Source organism: Vibrio kagoshimensis (genome assembly GCF_050337535.1).
GTDB classification, from domain to species: Bacteria; Pseudomonadota; Gammaproteobacteria; order Enterobacterales; family Vibrionaceae; genus Vibrio; species Vibrio gallaecicus.
In genome coordinates, this window is the sequence record NZ_JAKJSZ010000017.1 from 62627 (window position 1) to 86857 (window position 24231).

Consider the following 24231-nt stretch of genomic DNA (forward strand, 5'->3'; position numbering starts at 1 on the left):
TAACCTCTTTTTACAATAGATATTAGGGAGCTCTGAAACCTTAGATTGCCCACGTTGGAGCTAAAACAGTAATCGCCCCTAGCAACATAAACAAACTAATAAAGAGTTGGGCTTTTTCTGGTGGTTTTGTAAAAAACAGATGCCAACACCACACAACAACGGCTGAAATCAGTAATGCAAAACCAAACAATAAGTCTGAAGTAATAAGCTCCAACTCCGCTTCAGGTATAGAGTAAACATTGAGTACAGTCACTAGCACCAACAACATACTGCTCAATACGCCCGCTACAGGCAAAATGTTATGGAATGCTTGCAAACGTGTTCGCGCTATCGTCAATAATAAGTGAGCAAAAGATGAGCCCAGTAGAGCAACCAGTACGACTGTAGCAATAACGGCAGGTAAACTTACTTGTTCAGCAGCTTGTATCCCTACGAATGATAGAGCCAAACCACATGCCAAATACAAGACCCAGGTAGGTCCTTGATCTCGCGTTTTTTTCGTCTGAACTTGTGAGAAAAAGTAAAAGATGGCGAATACAACAAGAAAGGCTTCGATTCTAAGAGACGCTACCGCCAACCAAAGTACACCGATTGAAGGCAACATTTTATGCACACGACCTCTTTGGCCTGGGCAGATGTCGCCTTTTACAAGCACTAAGGTAAGAATTAATTGTGCACCTAACAACATAGGTGGGAATTGTATTAAGAGAGATTCAATCATTAGCCATTCATTACAAATCGATTATTTGCGCAGATAATAACAAATACTAGAAAAAACACTCACTAAGAATTATTAAAAGATCTTGTTTATCCGCTCCAAGGCAAACAATATTTAAGTAAATCAGACTCATTTAACATCCCTTTATAATGTTCAGCGTCGTTGACTAATACCCAAGGGAATTGCACTCCTTCTTCAATTAATCTAGGGATCTCATCTAAAGATTTGTTCACATTTATTACAGAGAAATCGACAGACATAATTTGATTAATCGGCTTACTCCAGATCTTCGCTTCTTTAGCTGATTCTAAATCCGTCCCCATACTTGGCGTCATATGCAGGTTCACCATTTGCTGATCCAGCAGCCCTACGCATTTACTGTCAACGGTGACAGGAACCATTTTAATCCCATCTCGTTTCAAATTTTGAACAGCCAATGACAATGGATCACCTGGGCTCATTTGCGGTGGTGCATTACGAAACAAAGAGAGGATTGACTTAGTATCAACGTGTGTTTGGGCCATTTCCTCAAAAGGACCTACGCCCTCTTGATCACCGTACATTGCCAATAATTCGCTCAGCTCTCTCGGTTTATCAAATAAATATCCTTGAATATAATCCACATTTGCTAACTGCATGATGCGTAGTTCTTCCGGCTTTTCAATACCTTCTGCCACCACCTCGACACCTAATGTGTGTGCCAATTTGGTCACCATTTCGATGATATTTTGCTTACATGTACTTTCGTGAATATCAATTATCAGCTCTCGATCAATTTTAAGCTTATTAAACTTACTTTCACTTAAATATGAAATAGAAGAATATCCAGAACCAAAGTCATCAATAGCGACACTGAGACCTAACGCTCGAATACGTCCTACTGCACTATTTTGTTCATCCTTACTAAAGAACTGGCCACTTTCAGTTAATTCAATCGTGATCAGATCTGGGCGTTCTGTGTTTGCGCAAACCAATTTTGCTGTATCCACCAATGCTTTTTGCGTGCTGTCTTTCGTTCTTAACGAGCAATTCAAAGTCAGCCCTACACCTTCTCCAAAAATACGACGAAGTTCATCATGATCAGATAGAGCTTTCATTGCGATGGCTCTATCAAGATCAACAACCAGCCCTAATTCCTCTGCTATTTCGACCATAACTTGTGTATTAAACGTCTCACCATCCACACAAGGAAAACGGCATAATGCTTCAAACATCATTACCTTTCCTGTTTGAGCATTTACAATCGGTTGGTAGTGGACATTAAGCTGCTGATCGTTTATTGCATTCTGAACTATTATTTCCAATTGCTGCTTCTTCACCATTTCCTTATGGGTATTACTGTGGAAATAATTAATAGATTTACCTCCAAACTCTTTAGCACCGATCATTGCCTGCACCGCATGTGACAAGAGCCGACTAGGCTTATCTGCGTCAACATCTAGAATTGAAGCCCCAACCTGTCCTTTAGAAATAGCCGCATATAACCTTTCACTTGCAACGGTTTTAAGCCCTAGGAAGTAATACCGAACCGCATTATTAAGAGATTGTACGAACTGCTTTTGATCAGATATCACAAATTCTATACATGCTATATAAGTTCCACTGCCCGCATAACCTGTAATACGAGAACCACGATTATGCGACAAAATGTCGGAGAAGATTTTTTGATCATCAAACACCCACTCTTGATCAAACTGAGGCTTAATACTCAATACGAGTATTCCCGTCTCCTGCTCTTTTGATTCAAGCAAAGCTTCAAGCTGGGTTAACATTCTTTCTTTCGTTGGTAGCTGAGTCAGTAAATCAATACCACCTAAGTTCTTCTCTGCAATTGACGATAAGCTTTCAGACAGATTGGTTGTAAAAGCCACGTAATACACTTTTCCTTCCGATGGCTCCACTCTTTGAATTGTCATATTTTGTGGATAAACCGCACCAGAATTATTCCTCGCCAACATAACCCCAGACCAAGAACCTTGCTCGTGTAATGCCGTCCACATTTTCTTATAAAATTGGTTGGAGTGCTTTCCTGCATTAAAAATAGACGTTCTAAGCCCTACAAGTGAAGAGCACTCATAACCAGACTGTTTTTCATAATATTGGTTACAAGCGATAATTCGCGTGTCTTCATCTGTAACCACAATACCGTATTGTGAGCTTTCAAAAAGGGCACCAAAAATATTGGCAATTTCACTGCTAGAAGTAAAAGCAAATAAGGGACGAATTGTGCCTTTCAAGCAATTAGGAGCTCCAAGTTCCATATATATTTCAACATAGGTAAGCGTGCCATTTTCTGTAGACAAACAACAACTAACGAACTGACCATCGCCCGAATTTAAGGCATTTTTCATCGCTTGTTTTAATTTATTTTGGAACCTCATGGTCATCAGGTTAATTACGTCAAAATAGGTTTTAATGATATGAGTGGGTTTAAGTAGTAGATTTAATGATGCGAAGTCACATTCAAACTCTTTACTGGCAAGGTTTAAATCCCAATCAAAAAGGGTATGTGGGTCCACCTTGTCAGTGATTACCTCAGGAGTATCTGTGCTAAAAACTTGGGCAGCTTCCATGCTCACCTCAATGCATAGGGCAGGTATACTAACAATAGCTCATATTCAACTAGCTTTCTAAACAAAAATTCAAGCTCAATAATGCCAGTAAACTTTTCAGGGGTATGTTCCGCTAGCTAGTCTTACTACATCTCGCTATAATTCCCGCCTCAAAAATCAGAGGTTGAAATATGTACAGCGATATCACTCCTATTCATGAACACAAAAAATACTGGGCCGAGTGCTACGGAACCGCACCTTTTTTGCCTACCAGTAGAAAGGAGATGGATGCTCTTGGATGGGACAGCTGTGACATTATTATTGTAACTGGTGACGCTTACGTTGATCACCCGAGCTTTGGTATGGCTATTATTGGTCGTCTGCTAGAAGCTCAAGGTTTCCGCGTGGGTATTATTGCTCAACCAAAGTGGGACAATAAAGATGCCTTCATGAAGCTAGGTAAACCTAACCTATTCTTTGGCATCACAGCGGGTAACATGGATTCCATGATCAACCGCTACACCTCTGATCGCAAATTACGCCACGATGATGCTTATACGCCAAACAACGAAGGTGGTAAGCGTCCTGACCGTGCAACTCTGGTTTATTCTCAACGTTGTCGCGAAGCCTACAAAGGCACGCCAATCGTTCTTGGTGGTATCGAAGCAAGTTTACGACGTGTTGCGCACTACGATTACTGGTCGGATAAAGTTCGTCGCTCTGTATTGTTTGATGCAAAAGCTGACATCCTACTGTTTGGCAACGCTGAACGAGCTCTGGTTGAAGTAGCACACCGAATTGCAGACGGCGAAGATATGTCAACGCTGACCAATATCCGTGGTACTGCAATCAATATAGCAGCAGCCCCTGAAGGCTTTAAAATCATTGACTCTTCTCGTATTGAAAAGCCGAATAAAGCGTATGTTCCGGTTAACCCTTACGAAGTAGAAACGCAATGCGATACTAAGAAAGATGAAAAAGCTGAAGAAGTAAAAGCGCAACCTATTACAATTCGCCCTTCTCGTCACGATGCAAAAACAACAGCCGTTCGTATCCCTGGTTACGAAAAGCTAAACAATGACCGTATCCTTTACGCTCACGCTAGCCGTATTCTGCATTTAGAAACAAACCCGTACTCCGGTCGCGCCTTAATTCAGCGCCACGGTGACCGTGAACTTTGGGTTAACCAAGCGCCTATCCCTCTTTCAACGGAAGAAATGGATTATGTTTTTGGTTTGTCTTATGCGCGCGTACCACACCCGATGTATGGCAAAGCTAAAATCCCTGCATACGACATGATTAAAACTTCAGTGAACATCATGCGTGGCTGTTTTGGTGGTTGTTCTTTCTGTTCTATCACAGAACATGAAGGTCGTATCATTCAAAACCGTTCTAAAGAATCGATCATTGAAGAGTTAGAAGAAATTCGCGATAAAGTTCCTGGGTTTACCGGCACAATTTCTGATTTAGGCGGTCCTACTGCGAACATGTACCGCCTAGGTTGTTCTGATCCAAAAGCAGAAATTAACTGTCGTCGCCCTTCTTGTGTTTTCCCTAAAATCTGTGAAAAGCTAAACACAGATCACCAGCACACGATTGATTTGTATCGTGAAGCTCGCAAAGTGAAAGGCGTTAAAAAAGTGATGATCGCTTCAGGCGTTCGTTACGATTTAGCGATTCAATCACCAGAATACGTTCGTGAACTTGTTACTCACCACGTTGGTGGTTACTTGAAGATTGCACCTGAGCATACTGAAAAAGGTCCTCTTGACCTAATGATGAAGCCGGGCATGGGTACTTACGATCGTTTCAAAGAAATGTTTGAAAAGTACAGCGCGGAAGCGGGTAAAAAGCAATACTTGATCCCTTACTTCATCTCGGCTCACCCAGGTACTGAAGATGAAGATATGCTAAACCTTGCGATGTGGTTGAAGAAGCATAACTACGAATGTGACCAAGTTCAGAACTTCTACCCATCACCAATGTGTAACGCGACTTCGATGTATTACTCAGAGACAAACCCTCTGAAGCGTGTGAAATACAAGAAGCGTGAAGATGTACCAGTTCCTAAAGGTGACCGTCAACGTCGCTTGCACAAAGCACTATTGCGTTACCATGATCCAGATAACTGGAAAATCATTCGTGAAGCACTAATCAGTATGGGTAAAAAACACCTGATTGGTGATAAGCCAAATTGCTTGGTTCCTGAAGAAGATTTTGATGCACAAACGCCAGCGCAACGCCGTAAATCGGGTCGTCATGGCTCACAACGTTTTGCGACTAAACACAGTAAGTCTCAGCCAGGTCTTGGTGGCGAGAGCCCACGCAACCATAAACCAGGTGGCAATAAGCCAAAACCGGGCGGCAAAAAGCCAGCGGGTAACCAAGGCAATGCTAACCATGGCGGTGGTAATCAAGGTAACGGCAACCAAAACGCTGGTGGTAGCAATAGTGGTAACAGTCGTAAGCCTGCAAGTGGTTTTATTAAGAAAGGACCTGGTGGTCATCAATCTCAAGGCAATGGTAAGCCAAATCGCAACAAAGCGGGGAATGGTCAAGGTGGCAAACCTGCTAGTAACGGAAAGAATCGCCAGCGTGCAGCACAACGCTAATATAGCGAACCAATTTATTTCGCTATCATAAAAACGCAAAGCGCAGCTATTTAGCTGCGCTTTTTTGTAGCCTATTTTGCATTATTCATACTCTCGCTTGCTGAACTGATCTCTAAATCTGATTACTCATCAAGTGATAAATATAGTCATCTTTTTGTAGAGGCTTACTGAAATAATACCCTTGAATATACTCAATCCCTTTCGCTTGGGCATAAATCAGCTGCTCTAAAGTCTCGACCCCTTCCGCTACCACAGGTTTATTCAAGTTTGTGGCTAAAGACGCAATCGAGTTAAAAACGGTTTGAAGCTTACTATCACTAACGACATTCGTAACAAACTCTCGGTCGATCTTGATTTCATCAAACCTTAATCGGCATAAGTAACTTAAGCTCGAAAAACCGGTTCCAAAGTCGTCAATCGAGACTCTAAAGCCGAGATCTTGTACCTGTTCTAGAACCAGATTTACGTAATTGAAATTATCAATTAATGCCGACTCAGTCAGCTCAAGCTTTACCTGCTCCGACACCAACCCATTTAGCTTTATGCATTCTGTTAGCTTATCTACAAAATCTACGTCAAGGATCTCAACCACGCTGATGTTTAAAGCAAACAAATACTTCGAAGTATCTATTCCTTTATTCTCCAGCTCTCTGACCATTTCACCTAGTTGGCGAATGTTAAACTGAGTCAGCAAACCTATATCTCCAGTTTTTTCCGAAATAGGAATAAACTCGACGGGTGACACCATTTTGCCATTAAGTACCCAGCGAATCAGACACTCTCCCCCGACAACCTTGCCAGTTTGAGAGCAGTGGATAGGTTGGAAAGTGGTATGAAAATGTTTATTCAAATCATCATTAATTGCAGACCTAAATTCCATTTCTAGGTTATTTTGATGTTCAATTTGCTTAGCCAGATCTTCTTGAAATTCAGCTAACCTGATTCTTTCGGCAGATACATCTAAGATTGCCATTTCAGCTTTATTCAAGCTTTGCTCGTGTTCATCTGAGGGCTTTTCTTGATAATAGCCAAGGGCAACATTACTGAAAAAGTGACGCCCGTTAAAATGGAAAGGCTCATTCAATAACGAATAGAAATGTTCAATATCTAAGGAGTCTTCACTGGGAACAAACACAATGAAGCTGTCTGTGGAATGCTTACTGCAAATCGCATTATTCGTTTCGGTATAGGCTCGCGCTAAAATTTCCATGAACACTAGGTTAGCAACTGCAGCCCCCCAAATTTCATTAATCCTTTGGTAATTGCATATTCGAACACAACATACGGTTCCGTGTCGGTTTTCTTCTTTAATCTTCGTTAAAAAAGCTTCTCGATACAGTAGGCCTGTATGCGGATCTTGTATTGATAGTTGACGATTCAAACGCCTTGCTGCAACGAGTTCTCCAATATCACTGCAGTGTAAAACCAAAGAGGACTCTCGAACTACAACGTGTATTTTAAGCCAAACGACATTGCGATCTGGGTAACTTAACCCACATTCAAAATCATAGGGAGTAAGTGTGCACTCACTAGTTTGCTTAGCAATTTTTTCGCACAGGTTATCAATGCAGGGGTATGGTTGGTAATGTTCATCGAGAAATTCTATCGGACAAGCTGAAAATATATTGTCACCCATTTCCATTCGAAATAGTTCAGCGGCCTGTTCAGACAAATCACTGATATAACCTTGTTCATTAATAATGATATTAATGAGCCCTAGTGACTCTGTTGCTTGGTTAGAATATGTCATGCATTGCCCACCATCGTTTTTTGAATATGGTAAGGCAAGTTCTGCAGTGAACAGACTTTATCAACGCCCCCTCTAGCTATCGCTTCTTTTGGCATCCCAAATACCAAACAACTGTCTTCACTCTGAGCTAGCGTGTAAGCCCCTACTCTTTTTAACTCCACCATTCCCTGAGCTCCGTCATCCCCCATTCCTGTCATAATGACCCCAATACAATTTTCACCAACATGTTGTGCAGCTGAACGAAACAGAACATCAACTGAAGGCTTGTGACGGCTTACAAGAGGACCATCCTTAAGTTCAATAAAGTAGGTTTGCTCTACTCTACTAATCATAGTATGTACGTCACCAGGTGCAATATAGACCGATCCTGCCACCAGCTTCTGACGGTTTTCAGCTTCTACAACTCGATGCTGTAGCACTGTGTTTAACCGTTGAGCAAAAGCATTCGTAAACTTTCCTGGCATGTGCTGCACTATCACTATTGGCGGACTTCCTGTTGGCATACCCATGAGGAGCTTTTCTATCGCATCTGTACCGCCAGTTGAAGCTCCAACAACGATCACTTCATCAGTTTTGACCGATTGATGATGGCGCTCCTGTTCAATAATCACATCTGCTGAATAACGTTTTCTGAAACTCGCCTCCCCAAGGTATCTAACAGGGCGAACCTTCATTTTTGCGGCCCGTTTAATTCCACTTAAAAGCCCTTGAATTTCAGAAGACTGAAGGTAATGACTCAAATTGCTCGAGGGTTTATTCACAACCTCTACCGCCCCTGAAGATAACGCTTCTAAACACAAGTCAGGGTTAGATTCAGTAAGAGCAGATAGAATAACAACGGGAATTGGGTGCTCAGTCATTACCTTTTTAAGAAAAGTTATGCCATCCATTTTTGGCATTTCGATATCAAGTAAAATGACATCTGGCATATGCTTATTCATTTTTCGAATGGCAAGAACAGGATCTGGCGCTACTCCTATTAATTTAAGGTCAGGGTCAGCATTCACCACTTCACCTAATACCTGCCTTATTACGGCTGAATCATCAACAATAAAAACATTAATCGTCATAGAGAGACCTTCTTATAAATACAGCGTTCAACCTGCTCAAGTTCGCTATGGTCACGAACAATATTTTCACTGTGCCCTAAAAATAAATGCCCGCCGAAACTGAGCCTATCGATCACCTTATCCACGATTTCTTTTTGTTTCATCGGTGTGAAATAGATGAGCACATTCCGTAGAAAGATAATGTCAAATTTAATCGATGTTTCTTGGTCGAATTGAAGTAAGTTGTGAGAGGTGAACATACAACGCCGCTTGATCTCTTCGCACAGGGTAAATTTCCCTTCGAATTCACCCACCCCCTTTAAACAGTAAGCATTTCGATAAGGTTTAGGAATTCGTTGCGCTTTTTTAATGGGGTAGTTAGCAACCTGAGCGGTTTGAATCGCCACTTCTGAAATATCATTTCCAAATACATTCCAACCGTCACCTCCTAGGTTTGCATGGAGTATCATCGCTAGACTGTAGACTTCCTCTCCGCTTGAGCATGCTGCGCTCCAAATCGATATGGTATGGGATGGTTCTTGATTTTTATATTGGGAAAGGTGTTCTTCTAACCAATCAAATTGGTCTTTTTCTCTAAAAAAATAGGTTTCATGCGTTGTGAGTTTATCGATGAAAATTTGAAGTTCTCGCTGGTGTGATGTTTGATCTAACAAACTCAGGTAATCACCAAAATCGTCAAAATTAAAGTGATTTAATCTACCAAATAACCGGTTCGCAACTGCCATTTTTTTATGATCCGCTAATTGAATACCTGTGTGGTTTTCAAATAAGCGTTGAATATGCTTGAAGCCAGAATCACTCAGTTCAGTCATAGGTGAAATCGCCTTTATAGAGCTATACCAATCCGTTTATAGCTTTTAATGATCTGCGTTAGCTTTTAATGTTCTGCGTTAATTTTAAATAATCCGCTCTATCTTTTAAAAAGCGACTAGCTTGTAAAACCTGCACCTTCAACTCAAAAGTTGGTTAAAGAGTTGCTTCTGATTCGACAGGATGTCTTGATTAATTGACGATAAATTCAGTAAAACGGGCATATCTAAAATGATAAATACCTGATCTTCTATACGCGCCATTGTTGAGACAAAGTGAGCAGGAATATGCACACCAAAATAGGGAGCATCGGTTAAGGCCTCTTGTGCTAAACCTTCAATTGCTTTTACTCGATTAACTAAAATACCTACAGTCACCACCACATTACTGGCTTCATCGTAACTTTCGTACAAGACAATGCAGCTGTATTTATCGTAAGCTTTCTCATGCTGTAGCCCTAAACGCTTTCCTGCATCAATGACAGGTACTACGCTGCCTCTTACGTTAATGACACCACTCACAATGCCGTTTCCATCTTTGCCAGAGCACATCGGTACTGTAGTGATTGATTCGAATTCAATCACTTCTTTGACACTGCCGACTGAAATACCAAAGACTTCACCACCAATATCTACTAATAAGCAGGCACTTATTGAATGGGCATCTTCCATTACCTCTTGTTCCGAACTAGCTTGATTCACACATCTCTCCCTAATGCCTGTAACTGCGCCAAATTTTGTTCATCGCAGAACTGAGATTCCTTTAACCAATCCAGCTGAGCATGAGTCATTAATGAATCGACATTAAGGATTGATAATAGTCGGTTATCTAACTTAGCAACTCCAACCAGAACTCGATGTTCCAATTGACCCGCAAGATCGGGCGCTTTATCTATTTGGACTGTTTCAATATCCATAACACGAGTGACGATATCGACTTTATTCCCTACTTTATAGACGGTACCTTGATAATCCACATCGGATATAACCACACACGTTTTCGCAGTCACTGGGGTTGAGACCCGATTCAAGCAAATCGCTAAGTCGATTATTGGAATGACATCGCCTCTTAGATTTATCGCTCCTAAGAGAAAACCTGGAGACAGAGGGATAGATTCAATTTCCGGAAACTCCATAATTTCAGCGACCTTATTAATGTTATAAGCGAATAGTTTTCCATCCACTTTAAACTCTAAGTATTTCTCACTTTCAACAACCGTGCTCTTATCTGTCGGTTCTACTCTTAAGCCACTCAATCTCATTTGGACCTCACTCAATTTCCTTTATCTAGCGCACTTCCTACACAGCTGTTAATCATCAAATGGGATAAAACCATCGACATGTTTCATGTTTTTCTTCTCTGCTGGCTGAATAATATCGTTCCGCGTATGACTGTAATTAAGAGGTCCAGATTGATTATGTCGACTTTGGGAATACGGGTCGGCTTTTTTAAGCTTGAAGAAATTAACCGTCTTACGAATTTCACCAGTTTGCTCTTGTACCATGATGGCAGTTGATGCCAATTCTTCAGACGCCGACGCATTTTGTTGAGCAATATCGTCAAGCTGAGAAACTGTTCGGTTGATTTCAGCAACACTTGTACTTTGCTCTGTAGATGCGGCTGTGATTTCTTGAACTAAGTCTGCAGTTTTTTGAATGTTCGGCACCATTCGATTCAACATGTCTCCAGCATGTTGTGCCACTTTCACACTGTTGTCCGCTAATGTACTGATTTCCTGGGCTGCAACTTGGCTTCTTTCTGCAAGTTTTCTAACTTCATCTGCCACAACGGCAAAGCCTTTACCGTGTTCACCAGCCCGTGCCGCTTCTATAGCTGCATTCAGTGCTAATAGATTAGTTTTGTAGGCAATATCTTCAATAATTCCAATCTTTTGCGCAATTTCCGTCATTGCATTGACCGTATCATTTACTGCTTGTCCGCCGTCATGAGCTTCTGCGCTCGACTGAGTTGCAATACCATTCGTTACTTTGGAATTATCCGTATTCATTGATATTGAAGAGCTCATTTGATCAAGAGAAGCACTGGTTTCTTCCACACTGGTGGCCAGTTGGTTAGAGGTAGAGCTCAACATTTTAGAAGTGGTACTCACCTCATTAGTACTGTGAGCAATGGCTTCAACTGATGCTTGAATATCTAGCAAAATATTTTGTAAACGCTCAATAAACCCATTAAAGCTTTTTGCTGTTTCACCAATTTCATCTTGTCCAAAATCAGGAATTCGTCTTGTTAAGTCCCCCTCCCCAGAACGTAAATCTTCTGCCGCTTCTGCTAAGGCTTTAATTGGCATAACAATGCCTCTAATCAAAAACAAAGCAGTTGCAATTGCCAGCAATACTGCAGCTACTAACAGCCCCCACACCAAAGAAATACTGTCACGAGCCGCAGTAATAAGTTCATCTAAGGATTGGTTACTTTGGTCACTCGCATTGTTGTTGATGCTCTCTAAAATATCTTCCAATTTATTGAAGACTTCATGCTCCAATTTATCGATTTCAATTGCGGCATTAATTTTGTCTCTTGGATTATAAGTCGCAAAGATATCCCGGCCTCCGCTATACAACTCTTCATACATTCTTTCTACTTCAGCGAGGCTCTGAATTTCTTCTGGGCGGCGCTCCAACGGTTTAATTTCTTTGAGGAAATCGGCAAAGTTTCTCGCTTCCCGCTCAAATTGATTAACGGCCCCCGTCTCTCCTCTCATGTAGGCATTTAACGCCGACATCATGTCACCTTGCTCATCGATTAACTCAAGGTAATACCTCACCCCTTGCAGATCATCTTTCACGACTTCCTCAAAACTGCCTGAGCTACCAGCATCAGCCACTTCCTCTTCTTTTAATGTATCTAGCAAGCGCTCCAACGGAATCGCAAACTCTTCTATCAGGTAGTCATATTTATCTGCGGCTTGCTGCTCTCTCGTGGGGTCAAACACATTGAAGACCAGCGACTGTGCATCTGTAAAATACCGTTCTGAAAGTTCTTCGAGTTGTCTCATAGAGACAGCATCAACGGTTTGAAGCTGTTTAAGCTCTTCAAAAAAAGTAATGAGTTCGGTGTGATTTGCTCTAAAATCTTCTTTTTCTTCTGCTTCTCCGGTGATGAACTCCAATACATTTGAGTTCATATCTCCCAACTCATCAAGCATTGCCAAAGATAAGATCGCCTCAGGAATGTCGTAGCTCCCAACGCTTATTGCATAGCCTTCAATAGCTCGGTTCTTCACTTGAACCGAAATCGCAATAATGAGAAATAACGCCCCCATGGTAAGCATGGCGAGAATTATTTTATTCTTGATGGATAATTTATTTAGCATTGCTATGCTCCTTGCTCGTCGCTATCCATATTTTTTTCAAGGCAATCAAGCTCTTGTCGGCTAACCGCTGATTGAATGAGAGAAAATACATCTAAAATAATGGCAACAACGCCATTACCTAAAATTGTGGCGCCGCTAACGCCTTTAAGACCTTCAAATAAACGGCCCAGTGGTTTAATCACGGTTTGAAATTCACCAAGCAATGAGTCGACAACTAACCCCGCTCTGAGTGTTCCAAATTGCACAATGACTAAAGATTCTTGAGAGTGATTGACCTCATCTTCAGCTCCGAACCATTCCCGAAGCCGTAAAAAAGGCAGTACTTCCCCACGAAGGTCTATGAAATTTCTCCCCTCATGCACATCATCAGGAGCAACTTCATGAAGCTCTAAACATTCGACGACGTTATCAAGTGGGATGACATAACTTGTCCCTGCTATTTCAAATAGGAAGCCGTCAATAATCGACAGAGTCAGAGGCAAGCGTATGGTGACTTGCGTTCCTAAATTAGGTTCACTGATCACTTCAACATTGCCACGAAGCTGCTCGATGTTCCGTTTCACGACATCCATGCCCACGCCGCGACCAGATAAATTGGTCACTTGCTCTGATGTTGAAAAACCTGGTTCGAAAATGAGAGCAAATATATCTCTTTCATTTAAGTGATTCGCCTTGGTGATTAACTCCTGTTCAATCGCTTGAGCGATCACCCGTTCTTTATCTAAACCTCTACCGTCATCCAGAACTTCAATGACAATCGAACCCGAATCATGATAAGCATTTAATGAAATAGTCCCTATTTCTGGCTTACCCATGAGAACTCTTTGTTCTGGTGGTTCTATACCGTGATCGATAGCGTTGCGAATAATATGGGTTAAAGGGTCACTGAGTTTTTCGATGAAGGTTTTGTCTAATTCTGTCTCCGCGCCATTGATCTGCAATGTCACTTGTTTTCCGACAGATAAAGCCACATCACGCACAATCCGCTTAAATTTATTAAAGGTGTCTCCGACCTGAACCATCCTCAGTTGTAATGAGCTATCTCTGATATTTTCAACTAACCGCTCCAATTGAACGATGGTTTCAATCAAGTCTTCATTGCCCGTTTCATGGGCTAGTAAAGTGGTTCTGGCGCCAGTAATGACAATTTCACCCACTTGATCAATTAACTTGTCTAGCTTATCGGCTTCAACTCTTAGCGTTTTATTGTTATGAATTTTGTTGTGTTGATTAGTAATGGCAGCTTGGGTCAATATGTTTTCAGAAGGTGAGATAGATAACTTACTATCAATACCGCCTTCAACTTCATGATTCACGACAGCTTCATGACTCGTTTCTTGTGCCTTATGCTTCTCTTGTTGCACTAACCCTTGCGACAATTCATGAGCAGTCAAAGCCCCACAATGAACCAGTATTTCACCTAACTTTTGATTCGATTCAGGAAGGTGATTGATCAGCTCTATATACGTTTTGACATCGCTGTCTGGTGGAATGATCTGAATGTCAGCATCTTGCTGTATGAACTCAAACACATCTTCAATCTCTTGCTGAGTTGCCGATGTACTTAGCTGGATTTCAAACCCCAAATAACAAATTTCCGGGTCAAATTCTTCTGATTGAAATGACTCTAATGACTGAGAATCGTCATGTTCAGCAGATGGAAATAAACCATCATCAACCACAGCGATTGCTTCAATCGTACCAAGTTGACTCAAATATCGAACAAAAGCTTTGGGGTCTAGCCCATCTTGAAACACTTTAGGATAGGGTCTGAATGATATATGCCAAGATTGTGCAAGCTGAAGGGAAGTGCCAAGGGGGCGATGACTACTCAATTGATTGTTTGAATCTGCTTTTGCATTCGAACTGACTCGAGGGCAATGCTTATCAAGTTCTACGTATAAATTAAGATAACGCTGTTGGATTTCACCTTCTATTGGCTTACCAATGAAGTTTATAAGATCAGTTAAAACGTCACAGACTTTCAAACCCAAGTCGATAAGCTCTTGAGTTAAAGACCTGTTTTGGTCTCTAACCTGCTCCAAAATCGTTTCGTATCGGTGACTGATTTCGACTATTTCATCCAAGCCAAATAAGCCCGCGCTCCCTTTAATCGTATGAATAGAGCGAAACATCGAGTTAATTTTGTCCGACTTAGGTTCTTGCCCTAGCCCGTCAACTTCAAGTAATGCTTGCTCTAAATCCACCAACAATTCACGAGCTTCATTAACGAATGTACTGAGCGCCGCTTGAAGTTCATTCGTCATGGTTTGGCGTACTCATCGACTCAAGACCCAGCAGTGAAAATGCACTTTGCAATCGTGCACTTGGCTCCACAAGGGAAATATTCTTCAAACTTTTATCATGAAGAAACTTACACAAGATTTGAATACCTGCCGTATCGACTTCTTCGACTCTTGAACCATCAATCTGACATTGACCATGAGTATTCAGTTGTTCGCTGATATTGCAATAAACTTCCGAGGCTTCGTAAATGGTGAATTCGTCGGGCAATATATAGGTATAATTTCCTGGCATTTCCCCTCCCTACGACTCTAATATTTTCGATACAGCTTGCAGCATTTGATCTGGTCTGAAAGGTTTCGCTAACCACGCTTTTGCACCAGCTTTGCGGCTTTCCTCCATCAAATAAGGTTGGTTTTCAGTAGTGAGCATAATAATGGGGGTAAATTTATACTTGGCGAGCTCTTTAACTGCTTCTACAAAATCAATACCATTCATGTTCGGCATATTGACGTCACTAATAATTAAATGAACTTTAGTACCATCTAATTTCGCTAAACCATCTAGCCCATCTTTAGCTTCTATCACATTGTAGCCAGCACCAACTAAAGCGATGCTGACAACTTGCCTCAGTGATTCTGAATCATCGACAATCAGTATTGTTTTGTTCATCTTTAACCTCTTATTCCCAAGTTCATGGTCTGAGTGTTTCTTTAAAAGAAAGTTACATCATCTCTACGTACTTCTTCGTGGCTGCTTGTTCTTGATTCAATTTTATCTATCGCTTCTAGTAAGTTCTTTTCATCAAAATAGGTATTGGTTTTACTGGGGTCATCTAATACAGCTTCAACTTGGCTGCTGATTAAATGCAACGCCTCTAAAACACCAGATTGCATTTGTTGAGTTCTATCTCCAAATTGAAGAAGTAAGATGATTTTATTATGAATTTTTTTAACTTTTTCTGTGGCGCGTTGGCATTGCTCTACCGTTAATTCTTGTGATGATAAAAGCCCACAAATTTTGTTGGATTGATCGGATAGTTGTTTGAAAAGAGAGGCTAGTTGATCGACGGAATTGGATGAGTCTTGGCAAGAATAATCAAGTTGTCGAACAAGTTTAGGGAGTAGAACGTTATTAACAGAAAAGAGGACTTGATAGAGTTCGTCAGAAGGTAAAGTACGGGGTTGTATTTGAAAATATGTAACAAGAAAGCCGCCTAAAACCGCGATGGTTAGGCTTGCAGCTAAAACTTGTGGTACGGCCCCAAAACATAAGAATAGCGTTACAAAAGAAACGATGCCCAATACACAAATAGATCTCAATAATATGGGCAATGTGGTGTTATTCATCAACTAACCTACTTAGCTTTACTATTGTCCTTTCTATAGATTAGTTCATATTCAGCAAGTTGATGATTAATTTGAAAGTTCATTATTTGGCACACACACTTGCCACCAAATAATGAATTAAAGATAAGTTAGCGAGCAAAAACCCAATACTGGCTGAGAAGATAATTACTCACCATTCCGACTAAAACTCCGATAGCCATCGCAATAAACATTACACCAGTAAAAGTAGGTAATAGTCCGCTAACCACTTTAAAGCACACTAAGTTGGGTACCGCGGAAAAAGACGCTGACAGCATGAATTTTTGCCATTGCTTTACGTTATCTCTCCATGAACCGTTACCTTTATATTCAAAAGTCAGCACTCGATTTCCAAACCAAGTGCTGGTTGCGGCAACAATAAATGCCCCTCCTCTTGCCCACATCAAAGGTAAACCGATCCAGTAATGCAGTATGGCAAAAGCAGTGCAATCGACGACAAAGCCACCTGCACCAACAAGGGCAAACTTAACGATTTTACTGTTCATTCAAAGCCATGGTTGCGTCTTTATTTAACTGAGTCACTAATTCACCTTGCACACCAGTATTCGTACAGGTAAACAGAACACGTTTCGCTTCTGGGGTTGGCTCTAAAACACAAGTCAGTGCATGGTCACGGATACCCGCTTCAACTTCCAATTTTTTACCAATTAAATAGTATTTTGAAACATCGTTTAGTTGGTTTATATCCATCAGTTTCTTTGCTTGCCCTTGGCTATAAAATTGTCCGGAGAAAGGACGAGAGCCAATGTAAAAGCTTGGGGCATCATCTACAATATGTTCAAAAATAACGCGGTCACTTTTCTGGTTGGCTTTGCCCAAGTTCAAAAGCAACATAGCAATCATTAATATCACTGGCAGAATAAGAGCAACACTAGAGAACCACTTCTTATCTTTTTCTACCACCAACATTGCTATCAGTAAGCCTAAAGCCGGAATACCAGGTAAAACATAAGCAGGTAAAATATTGCCAGCCATAGTGAACAGAATTAGCGGCGAGATTAACCAGCAAATCAAAAATGAAAATAGCCCGGGATGCTCTGAGTTCGCCAGCTTTACTTTATCTCTTCGCACGAACGCCAAGATAGGTAACACAATAGACCAAGGCGCTGCAGATTGAATCCAGAATACCCAAATCATTCCTCTTGTCTCATCATGAGCCGAGCCGTATAAATCCCCTTCCCAACCGCTCACAACAAAGCGCTTAAAGTGCTCACCTATAATAAAGTAATCGATAAAGCCCGGTGTTGCAGCTTCAGCCATAATGTACCAAGGTAATGCGATAACCAGCATAATAACGATGCCCGAAACAATTGGAAAACGCTTCCATAACTGAACAAACGCGCCAATTAAACCGTGCTGCAATACTAACCATGGAAAAACAGCAATGCCCATAATCACGACCGCTACCGGACCTTTAGCTAGCAAGCCACACGCTAGCCCAACAAATCCAAGGTAACCCCAAAGTTTATTGGTTTTATCGCTACCATCGCCTTTCCAACAGAAGTAAAAACCAACCATAGCCATGGTCATTGCCAATGTCAGCGCCATGTCTGTCATCACGGCACCTGCCGCAATCGAGAAAATTCCGCAGGTTGCTAATACCACGCAGGCAACCAAAGCACTTTGCCCTGTTCTTTTCGCCATATAAGCAATAATGCCAATAGTCATTACGCCTGCAAGCCAATGTGGGGCACGAACAGCAAATTCATTTAGCCCAAACAATTCAATGCCTACAGCACTCATCCAAGTAAACAATGGCGGCTTACCCCAAAAAGGGATGCCGTAATCAAATTGTGGTGTTAGCCAATTACCGGTTTCAACCATCAACCGAGCCATTTCACCGTAGCGTGCTTCAGTTGTGTCCATTAACGGGTATGTGGCTAACGAGATCAGCCTAAGTAAAAGAGCAAAGGCAAGTAAGCTCCATAAGTGAGTTCTATTTAAGCTGAAGCTCATGCTGATTCCTCAAGTATCAAACTGTTTTTTAATGCTGGTTTGTCGGCAACGGATTGGATTAAGTACAAAGGACGACCTTTGGTTTCAATGAAAATACGCCCGATGTATTCCCCTAAAAGCCCAATGCTTAAAAGTTGAATACCACCTAACGCCAATTGCACGACCATCATTGAAGGGTAACCAGAAATGGCTTCACCAAACATCATGGTTTTAAAAACGATAAACATGCCGTAAACAAAGGCACTTAAAGCAACTAAGCCACCAACCACAGAAGCGATACGAAGCGGGCGAATAGAGAAAGAAGTGATGCCGTCCATCGCTAAGCCAACCAACTTCAAATAGTTCCATTTAGTTTCACCACAAAAACGAGCATCTCGATTAAATTGAATAGTGGTTTGCCTAAACCCAGGCCAAGAGAAAATGCCTTTCATGTAACGATTACGTTCTGGAAGCTGGTTTATGTGATCCACAACTTCACGGCTTAATAAGCGAAAGTCACCCACATTTTCCGGCACATCTATTTTAACGAGTATATTCATTACTCGATAAAAGCTTGCTGCTGAGAATTTTTTGAACCAAGTTTCGCCATTGCGCTCTTTACGCTGCATATTGACGACATCATAGCCTTCACGCCATTTTGCCATCATTTCAGGAATCAACTCGGGGGGATCTTGAAGATCCGCATCCAATAAAATGATCGCTTGCCCACGACAGTGCTCCAAACCTGCACTCATCGCCGCTTCTTTACCAAAATTTCGACTTAATCCAATAACCGATATAGCGCTATTCACCGACTTAAAACTTTCAACCAATGCTAAGCTTTTATCGGTACTCCCATCATCGATATAAACAATTTCACAGTTCTCTTCTAAGCCATCTAGCACCGAAGTTAAACGTGAATGAAACTCACCGAGTACTTCTTCTTCATTAAAAAAAGGAACGATGATGGATAAGGAAATCGCAGGCTTTATATGCTCATTATGGATAGTATTGTGTCTAATTTTTAACTTCGGCATAAGGCTATCTTCTATATCTATTTAAACTATCAATAGCATAACGGTCCCTTCATGAAAGTTATGTTGTTGACATATTTTTCACGCTCAATCAGGATGATGAGTAAGGTCAATTACTACATGAGAAATCCATGAAACGAGTTTTGTTAGTTGAAGATAACCGCGAGATTGCTGGCGTACTATTTGATTACTTTGAATGCATTGGAATGGAATTAGATTATGCCGATAATGGTGAGCTAGGTTTACAACTTGCTTTAGAGAACTCTTTTGACATTATTATATTAGACCTTATGCTCCCAAGGATGGATGGTTTAACGGTATGTAATAAATTACGTGAGGCTGGCAATGCAACGCCCATTTTAATGCTCACCGCTTTAGATAGCCGAGAAGACATGCTCAAAGGCTTTGATCACGGTGCCGACGACTACCTCACTAAACCTTTTGATTTAGATATCCTTGAAGCAAGAATGAAAGCCTTGGTTCGCCGCTACCGTGGAAATGTCGCTTCTACTAAGCTTCAATTTAGCGAATTAACCATAGACCAAAAGACTCGAAAAGCTTATCGCCAAGATAAATTGCTGGCTCTGAATCCAACCACGTACACTATTCTAGAAATGCTATGCCAAAGCGCCCCGCAAGTCGTCACTAGAGAAGAGATCTCCTACAAATTATGGGAAGAAGACGAACCTAATAATGACGTACTTCGCAGCCATATCTACCAACTACGTAACCAATTAGACAAACCTTTCGCTAAACAAATGTTGATTACCGTACCTAAAGTTGGATTCCGCTTGGAGCAGCCCAATTGATCCTTAATCTAGTATCAAGCACAAAAACCTTAACGGGGCGGCTCGCTCTATTTTTTGCATTGATGTCTGTGATTATTGCCGGATTCATTTATGTTATTTTTAATGCCGCTTTATACATTTCTGAAGATAGAGTAGGTGAACGAAGAATCCTGATCGATCGAAATGCGGCTATTGAACTTTTTCGGTCAAGCAATGACAGTGTCATACAAATTGACTCTCTCACTGTCGCTTATAATGACCTTTCGATTATTCCCAAGGCATATAATCAATACATTAATGGTATCGATAGCTTCATCGGGGAAGTGGGCGACGACCCTCACTCTAGAATGCTTTATATTGGTGAATATTCCGACAAAGGGGAAACTCACCCACTGGTGCTACTCTCTGAAATTGACAGGGTGGAGTTTTCCGTCAATGAGTTAATTTATTCGAGTATATTAGTCCTTACTCTCTTCGCCATTTTATCATTCAGTTTTGGGGCTTTGTTATATCGCTTGTCTAAACGCCTTATTGAACCTTTCAACTCGTTAGCAGAACAACTTGAGACGAATAAACAAGATCTCAATGAAGAGTTTTCTGTGAATGATGGAGCTGCAGTTGAGTTTAGAAAGTTAACTGAGCAATTAAATGAATACCGCCGTGAAATTAATTCGCTCGTAAAACGTGAGCAAGCTTTTGCGCGATATGCCAGCCATGAACTACGCACTCCATTAACCGTAGTCAGAGGTGCAAATAAGCTATTACAGCGCAGTGAAATGACCGACTTTCAAAGCCGCCAAGTTGATCGAATCGACGACGCAATCATTCAAATGTCGACTATGGTCGATGCTTTATTAGGCTTAGTTCGCTATGAAAGAAACAGCGATGATTCACCCATTCGCGTTTTTACCAAGGATGAACTTGACGCCATTATTGAACAAAACTCTGCCCAGGCGAATGAGAAAGAGATAAGCCTACTAACACAAGTTGAAAGTGAGCCAAACATTCACGCAACTGACGCGATTATGAATATGTTGATTGGCAATTTGATAAGAAATGCTATTGCGGCAACGTCTTCTAATGGCAAAGTTCACATCACATTAACTGACTCTCAGATAAGCATTGAAGATGAAGGTGAGGGGCTACAGGAGCAATATAACCCTAATGGTCACGGGCTAGGTTTACTGGTGGTTGAAGACCTGTGTAACCGTTTCGAGTGGGATTTTGAATTAAAAAATCGGCCTACTGGTGGTTGTGTAGCTCAAATCATTTTCAAGCATGAGTTCGTTAGCCCTTAGTCTCTGCATAAATGCAGCTCCATAACGCTGCATTTATCACTAAAGTTTGATGCTATCCATTTACAGCTCAAAACCACTCCTAGATAATTCCATAATCCGTTCTAGCTAGCCTAATTATGAAGTTAACTAACAGCCCAATCACTCAGCACCAAATTAACGACCGTACTTTCTTCTTAAAACGAGACGACCAACTTCATTCACATTTTTCTGGCAACAAAGCCCGAAAGTTCATGAAGCTATTAGAAGATAGCCACCCAAACACAACCACTTTAATAAGTTATGGTTCTGCACAAGCGAACTCATTTTATTCTTTAGCGGCTTTAGCAAGAATCCGTGGTTGGAAATTTGAATTCTATGTCGATCATATACCCAAATGGCTAATTGAACGTCCTTTAGGGAACTATCGTGGCGCTTTAGATTTAGGTGCAACAATCATTGAAGTAGGTAAAACTGAAACTGGGCTTCACCCTGCTGATTACATTACCCAAATAAGGCAACCAGACTCTCACTGTATATTTTTACCTGAAGGCGGGCGTTCCACTTTATCTGAATACGGTATTAAGCAGTTAGCGATGGAAGTACTGAGCTGGACCCGGTTTGAGCCTAATCATGACTTTGTTGTCGCCCTTCCATCCGGGACTGGCTGCACTGCTCTGTATCTCCATAAGTATCTAAAAATACATAATATCCCAGTGTTAACCTGCCCTTGTGTGGGGGGGAGTGAGTATTTAACGGCTCAATTCAATGAACTCAATGAAACTGACCATCCGCAAATATTATCACTCGACTACAAGCACCATTTTGGAAAACTGTACGCTAAAGATTACCAAACTTGGTTAGATCTAGAATATGAAACCGATGTTGAGTTTGACCTACTTTACGACCCTCTTATGTGGCAATGCTTAGAAAAGTGGCAAGAAGAGAACCCGACCAAAACTATCTTGTATATTCACCAAGGTGGCATTTTAGGTAATGAGTCAATGCTGCCTAGATACCAAAGAAAATTCCCTGACATGCAAGCTCAAAGCTCAAACTAAGAGCGATGCAAATTAGGAAATTTTTTACTCTGTAACATTTGGGGCTAGATTTATTCTTCGCTGTTTGTAGTAGAACTCTCGATCTCGTTCATTGATAGGACGCATGACACGACAGGGGTTTCCGACTGCAACAACACCACTCGGGATATCTTGGGTTACCACACTACCAGCTCCAATAACGGAGTTTTCACCTATTGTGACCCCAGGCAATACGACGGAGTTAGCCCCAATCCAAACATTATCTTTAATATGTACGGGAATGTTAAACTGAGCCACTTTTAAACGTAGAGTAGGCTCTATAGGGTGCCCTGCCGTAGCAATCGTCACATTGGGTCCAATCATGACGGAATTGCCGATATAGATATGAGTGTCGTCTACTAGGGTTAAATTAAAGTTTGCATACACGTTATTACCTAGATGAGTATGCTTTCCCCAGTTGGCTCGTAATGGCGGCTCAACATAACAATCATCACCGATTTCAGCAAACAGCGCATGTAAAATGTCACCGCGCTTTTTTATTTCACTTGGTCGAGTCTGATTAAAGTCATATAGAATGTCTAAACACTGCATTTGTTGATGCGCTAACGATTCGTCATCACAAAAGTACACATCCCCACTGTGTAACTTGTCTTGGCTATCTAACTGATCTTTACTTCCTAGTTTTGATTTGGTTTCCATCATTCTCACCTTAAATATGACCGCTGTATTAGGTAACTGATATATTCAAGGTGATAGTATGAAACACGCTAGAAGCTCGCAACTTTCCACATATTCATTCGCTCATAGCTTATTAAATATTGATACTGCCTCGCAGATATAAAACTCCATATCCAGAGACTAATACGCGATCCTCCTCAAGCGAACAGTACAATACGCCTCCTCGTTTTGAAGCCTGAAATGCAACAAGCTCAGATTTGCCCAATTGCTCAGTCCAGTATGGCGCTAACCCTGCGTGAATAGACCCAGTAACAGGATCTTCTAACCCACCGTTATCTGGCCAAAAATAGCGAGAAACAAAGTCATATTCACTTCCTTGGGCTGTCACAACCACATCTAAAGGCGATAACGTTTTCAAAAGCTCCGTATGATATTTAATGTCTTTCACTTCATCTTCAGATGCGAGAACAGCGACATAAGCCTGGCGATTTTTAAGCACCTGAACAGGTTTGATCGTTAGCCCATCTAATAAATTTTTAGGAATATCGTTAACCAGTTCTGGTTTCTGATTTGGAAAACTCATCACAATTCGCGAGTCAGCCTCTTGAGTGACAGTCAATGTCCCTACTTCAAGGGTTTCAAAATGAATCTCTTCTCGAACATTCAAGTAATTAAATAAAACGTAGGACGAAGCTAAAGTTGCATGACCGCAAAAATCAATCTCGGTCAGAGGTGAAAACCAACGGATGAAATATCGATTGCCACCCAATGGCTTTACAAACGCCGTTTCAGATAAATTATTCTCAGCTGCTATCGACTGCATTAAGGCGACTTCTAACCAATCATTAACAACAATCACAGCAGCTGAATTGCCACCGAACCGCTTTTTTGAAAATGCATCAACAACAAATATCTCTAATTCCATTCCCTACCCTTAGTTTCATCTATTTAACTATTCACTTCTATTGAGCTATTCACTTCTATTGAGCTATTCACTTCTATTG

At 41.2% G+C, this 24231-nt stretch carries 21 protein-coding genes; 4 read left to right on the forward strand and 17 right to left on the reverse strand.

Going from position 1 to position 24231, the window contains the following annotated elements; all coding sequences use genetic code 11:
• Positions 1-40: 40 nt before the first annotated feature.
• Positions 41-721 (reverse strand): hypothetical protein, encoded by a 681-nt coding sequence (locus L4C37_RS16305; protein ID WP_429769185.1) that lies wholly within the window; start codon positions 719-721, stop codon positions 41-43.
• Between the two features lie 86 nt (positions 722-807).
• Positions 808-3291 (reverse strand): EAL domain-containing protein, encoded by a 2484-nt coding sequence (locus L4C37_RS16310; RefSeq protein WP_429769186.1) that lies wholly within the window; start codon positions 3289-3291, stop codon positions 808-810.
• 170 nt (positions 3292-3461) lie between these two features.
• Here L4C37_RS16310 and L4C37_RS16315 point away from each other — a divergent pair, with 170 nt between their 5' ends.
• The gene (locus tag L4C37_RS16315; RefSeq protein WP_408063448.1) at positions 3462-5882 is read left to right on the forward strand and encodes a YgiQ family radical SAM protein; all 2421 of its coding nucleotides are present in this window, start codon (positions 3462-3464) and stop codon (positions 5880-5882) included.
• 112 nt (positions 5883-5994) lie between these two features.
• On the opposite strand, the gene L4C37_RS16320 is transcribed toward L4C37_RS16315, so the two are convergent.
• From L4C37_RS16320 to L4C37_RS16380, 13 genes are all read right to left on the reverse strand, one after another.
• On the reverse strand, positions 5995-7632 hold the full coding sequence (locus L4C37_RS16320; protein WP_429769187.1) for a bifunctional diguanylate cyclase/phosphodiesterase: 1638 nt from the start codon (positions 7630-7632) through the stop codon (positions 5995-5997).
• On the reverse strand, positions 7629-8702 hold the full coding sequence (locus L4C37_RS16325) for a protein-glutamate methylesterase/protein-glutamine glutaminase (RefSeq protein ID WP_429769188.1): 1074 nt from the start codon (positions 8700-8702) through the stop codon (positions 7629-7631). Before L4C37_RS16325 ends, L4C37_RS16320 begins: the two co-directional genes overlap by 4 nt.
• On the reverse strand, positions 8699-9514 hold the full coding sequence (locus L4C37_RS16330) for a CheR family methyltransferase (RefSeq protein ID WP_137372523.1): 816 nt from the start codon (positions 9512-9514) through the stop codon (positions 8699-8701). Before L4C37_RS16330 ends, L4C37_RS16325 begins: the two co-directional genes overlap by 4 nt.
• Before the next feature lie 138 nt (positions 9515-9652).
• Positions 9653-10213 (reverse strand): chemotaxis protein CheW, encoded by a 561-nt coding sequence (locus L4C37_RS16335; RefSeq protein WP_273294090.1) that lies wholly within the window; start codon positions 10211-10213, stop codon positions 9653-9655.
• The gene (locus L4C37_RS16340; RefSeq protein WP_429769189.1) at positions 10210-10773 is read right to left on the reverse strand and encodes a chemotaxis protein CheW; all 564 of its coding nucleotides are present in this window, start codon (positions 10771-10773) and stop codon (positions 10210-10212) included. Before L4C37_RS16340 ends, L4C37_RS16335 begins: the two co-directional genes overlap by 4 nt.
• A 48-nt stretch (positions 10774-10821) precedes the next feature.
• Complete coding sequence (locus L4C37_RS16345) at positions 10822-12846, reverse strand: methyl-accepting chemotaxis protein (protein WP_240701702.1); 2025 nt, start codon at positions 12844-12846, stop codon at positions 10822-10824.
• Positions 12847-12848: 2 nt separating this feature from the next.
• Positions 12849-15113 (reverse strand): chemotaxis protein CheA, encoded by a 2265-nt coding sequence (locus L4C37_RS16350; protein ID WP_429769190.1) that lies wholly within the window; start codon positions 15111-15113, stop codon positions 12849-12851.
• Positions 15103-15384, reverse strand: coding sequence for an STAS domain-containing protein (locus tag L4C37_RS16355; protein WP_429769191.1), 282 nt, complete (start codon positions 15382-15384; stop codon positions 15103-15105). The genes L4C37_RS16350 and L4C37_RS16355 overlap by 11 nt, the downstream gene beginning before the upstream one ends.
• A 9-nt stretch (positions 15385-15393) precedes the next feature.
• Positions 15394-15762 carry a response regulator gene (locus tag L4C37_RS16360; protein ID WP_137372519.1) on the reverse strand — a complete coding sequence of 123 codons (369 nt, stop codon included), beginning with the start codon at positions 15760-15762 and terminating at the stop codon, positions 15394-15396.
• Between the two features lie 41 nt (positions 15763-15803).
• Positions 15804-16439, reverse strand: a complete 636-nt coding sequence (locus L4C37_RS16365; protein ID WP_137372518.1) for a hypothetical protein — start codon at positions 16437-16439, stop codon at positions 15804-15806.
• 128 nt (positions 16440-16567) lie between these two features.
• Positions 16568-16963, reverse strand: coding sequence for a GtrA family protein (locus tag L4C37_RS16370; protein WP_137372517.1), 396 nt, complete (start codon positions 16961-16963; stop codon positions 16568-16570).
• A complete protein-coding gene (locus L4C37_RS16375; RefSeq protein WP_273294087.1) occupies positions 16953-18434 on the reverse strand; it encodes an ArnT family glycosyltransferase in 1482 nt (493 codons plus the stop codon). The genes L4C37_RS16370 and L4C37_RS16375 overlap by 11 nt, the downstream gene beginning before the upstream one ends.
• Complete coding sequence (locus L4C37_RS16380; protein WP_273294086.1) at positions 18431-19450, reverse strand: glycosyltransferase family 2 protein; 1020 nt, start codon at positions 19448-19450, stop codon at positions 18431-18433. Before L4C37_RS16380 ends, L4C37_RS16375 begins: the two co-directional genes overlap by 4 nt.
• A 128-nt stretch (positions 19451-19578) precedes the next feature.
• Between L4C37_RS16380 and L4C37_RS16385 the strand changes: the two genes are divergently transcribed.
• The 3 genes from L4C37_RS16385 (at position 19579) to L4C37_RS16395 (ending at position 22570) form a co-directional block, all read left to right on the forward strand.
• Entirely contained in the window at positions 19579-20256 is a 678-nt protein-coding gene (locus L4C37_RS16385; protein WP_137372514.1) for a response regulator transcription factor, read from the forward strand.
• Entirely contained in the window at positions 20253-21533 is a 1281-nt protein-coding gene (locus L4C37_RS16390) for a sensor histidine kinase (RefSeq protein ID WP_273294085.1), read from the forward strand. The genes L4C37_RS16385 and L4C37_RS16390 overlap by 4 nt, the downstream gene beginning before the upstream one ends.
• Before the next feature lie 116 nt (positions 21534-21649).
• The gene (locus tag L4C37_RS16395) at positions 21650-22570 is read left to right on the forward strand and encodes a pyridoxal-phosphate dependent enzyme (RefSeq protein ID WP_273294084.1); all 921 of its coding nucleotides are present in this window, start codon (positions 21650-21652) and stop codon (positions 22568-22570) included.
• Positions 22571-22594: 24 nt separating this feature from the next.
• Here L4C37_RS16395 and L4C37_RS16400 read toward each other — a convergent pair whose 3' ends face one another.
• Together L4C37_RS16400 and L4C37_RS16405 are read right to left on the reverse strand one after the other, a co-directional pair.
• Entirely contained in the window at positions 22595-23248 is a 654-nt protein-coding gene (locus L4C37_RS16400) for a sugar O-acetyltransferase (RefSeq protein ID WP_429769192.1), read from the reverse strand.
• Between the two features lie 112 nt (positions 23249-23360).
• Positions 23361-24152, reverse strand: a complete 792-nt coding sequence (locus L4C37_RS16405) for a PhzF family phenazine biosynthesis protein (RefSeq protein WP_429769193.1) — start codon at positions 24150-24152, stop codon at positions 23361-23363.
• Positions 24153-24231 lie beyond the last annotated feature (79 nt).

Bases quoted from the DNA above. Each gene is read 5' to 3' on its own strand.
- L4C37_RS16305 (WP_429769185.1), bottom strand. From the start codon at position 721: ATGATTGAATCTCTCTTAATACAATTCCCACCTATGTTGTTAGGTGCA.
- L4C37_RS16310 (WP_429769186.1), bottom strand. From the start codon at position 3,291: ATGGAAGCTGCCCAAGTTTTTAGCACAGATACTCCTGAGGTAATCACT.
- L4C37_RS16315 (WP_408063448.1), top strand. From the start codon at position 3,462: ATGTACAGCGATATCACTCCTATTCATGAACACAAAAAATACTGGGCC.
- L4C37_RS16320 (WP_429769187.1), bottom strand. From the start codon at position 7,632: ATGACATATTCTAACCAAGCAACAGAGTCACTAGGGCTCATTAATATC.
- L4C37_RS16325 (WP_429769188.1), bottom strand. From the start codon at position 8,702: ATGACGATTAATGTTTTTATTGTTGATGATTCAGCCGTAATAAGGCAG.
- L4C37_RS16330 (WP_137372523.1), bottom strand. From the start codon at position 9,514: ATGACTGAACTGAGTGATTCTGGCTTCAAGCATATTCAACGCTTATTT.
- L4C37_RS16340 (WP_429769189.1), bottom strand. From the start codon at position 10,773: ATGAGATTGAGTGGCTTAAGAGTAGAACCGACAGATAAGAGCACGGTT.
- L4C37_RS16345 (WP_240701702.1), bottom strand. From the start codon at position 12,846: ATGCTAAATAAATTATCCATCAAGAATAAAATAATTCTCGCCATGCTT.
- L4C37_RS16350 (WP_429769190.1), bottom strand. From the start codon at position 15,113: ATGACGAATGAACTTCAAGCGGCGCTCAGTACATTCGTTAATGAAGCT.
- L4C37_RS16355 (WP_429769191.1), bottom strand. From the start codon at position 15,384: ATGCCAGGAAATTATACCTATATATTGCCCGACGAATTCACCATTTAC.
- L4C37_RS16360 (WP_137372519.1), bottom strand. From the start codon at position 15,762: ATGAACAAAACAATACTGATTGTCGATGATTCAGAATCACTGAGGCAA.
- L4C37_RS16365 (WP_137372518.1), bottom strand. From the start codon at position 16,439: ATGAATAACACCACATTGCCCATATTATTGAGATCTATTTGTGTATTG.
- L4C37_RS16370 (WP_137372517.1), bottom strand. From the start codon at position 16,963: ATGAACAGTAAAATCGTTAAGTTTGCCCTTGTTGGTGCAGGTGGCTTT.
- L4C37_RS16375 (WP_273294087.1), bottom strand. From the start codon at position 18,434: ATGAGCTTCAGCTTAAATAGAACTCACTTATGGAGCTTACTTGCCTTT.
- L4C37_RS16380 (WP_273294086.1), bottom strand. From the start codon at position 19,450: ATGCCGAAGTTAAAAATTAGACACAATACTATCCATAATGAGCATATA.
- L4C37_RS16385 (WP_137372514.1), top strand. From the start codon at position 19,579: ATGAAACGAGTTTTGTTAGTTGAAGATAACCGCGAGATTGCTGGCGTA.
- L4C37_RS16395 (WP_273294084.1), top strand. From the start codon at position 21,650: ATGAAGTTAACTAACAGCCCAATCACTCAGCACCAAATTAACGACCGT.
- L4C37_RS16400 (WP_429769192.1), bottom strand. From the start codon at position 23,248: ATGGAAACCAAATCAAAACTAGGAAGTAAAGATCAGTTAGATAGCCAA.
- L4C37_RS16405 (WP_429769193.1), bottom strand. From the start codon at position 24,152: ATGGAATTAGAGATATTTGTTGTTGATGCATTTTCAAAAAAGCGGTTC.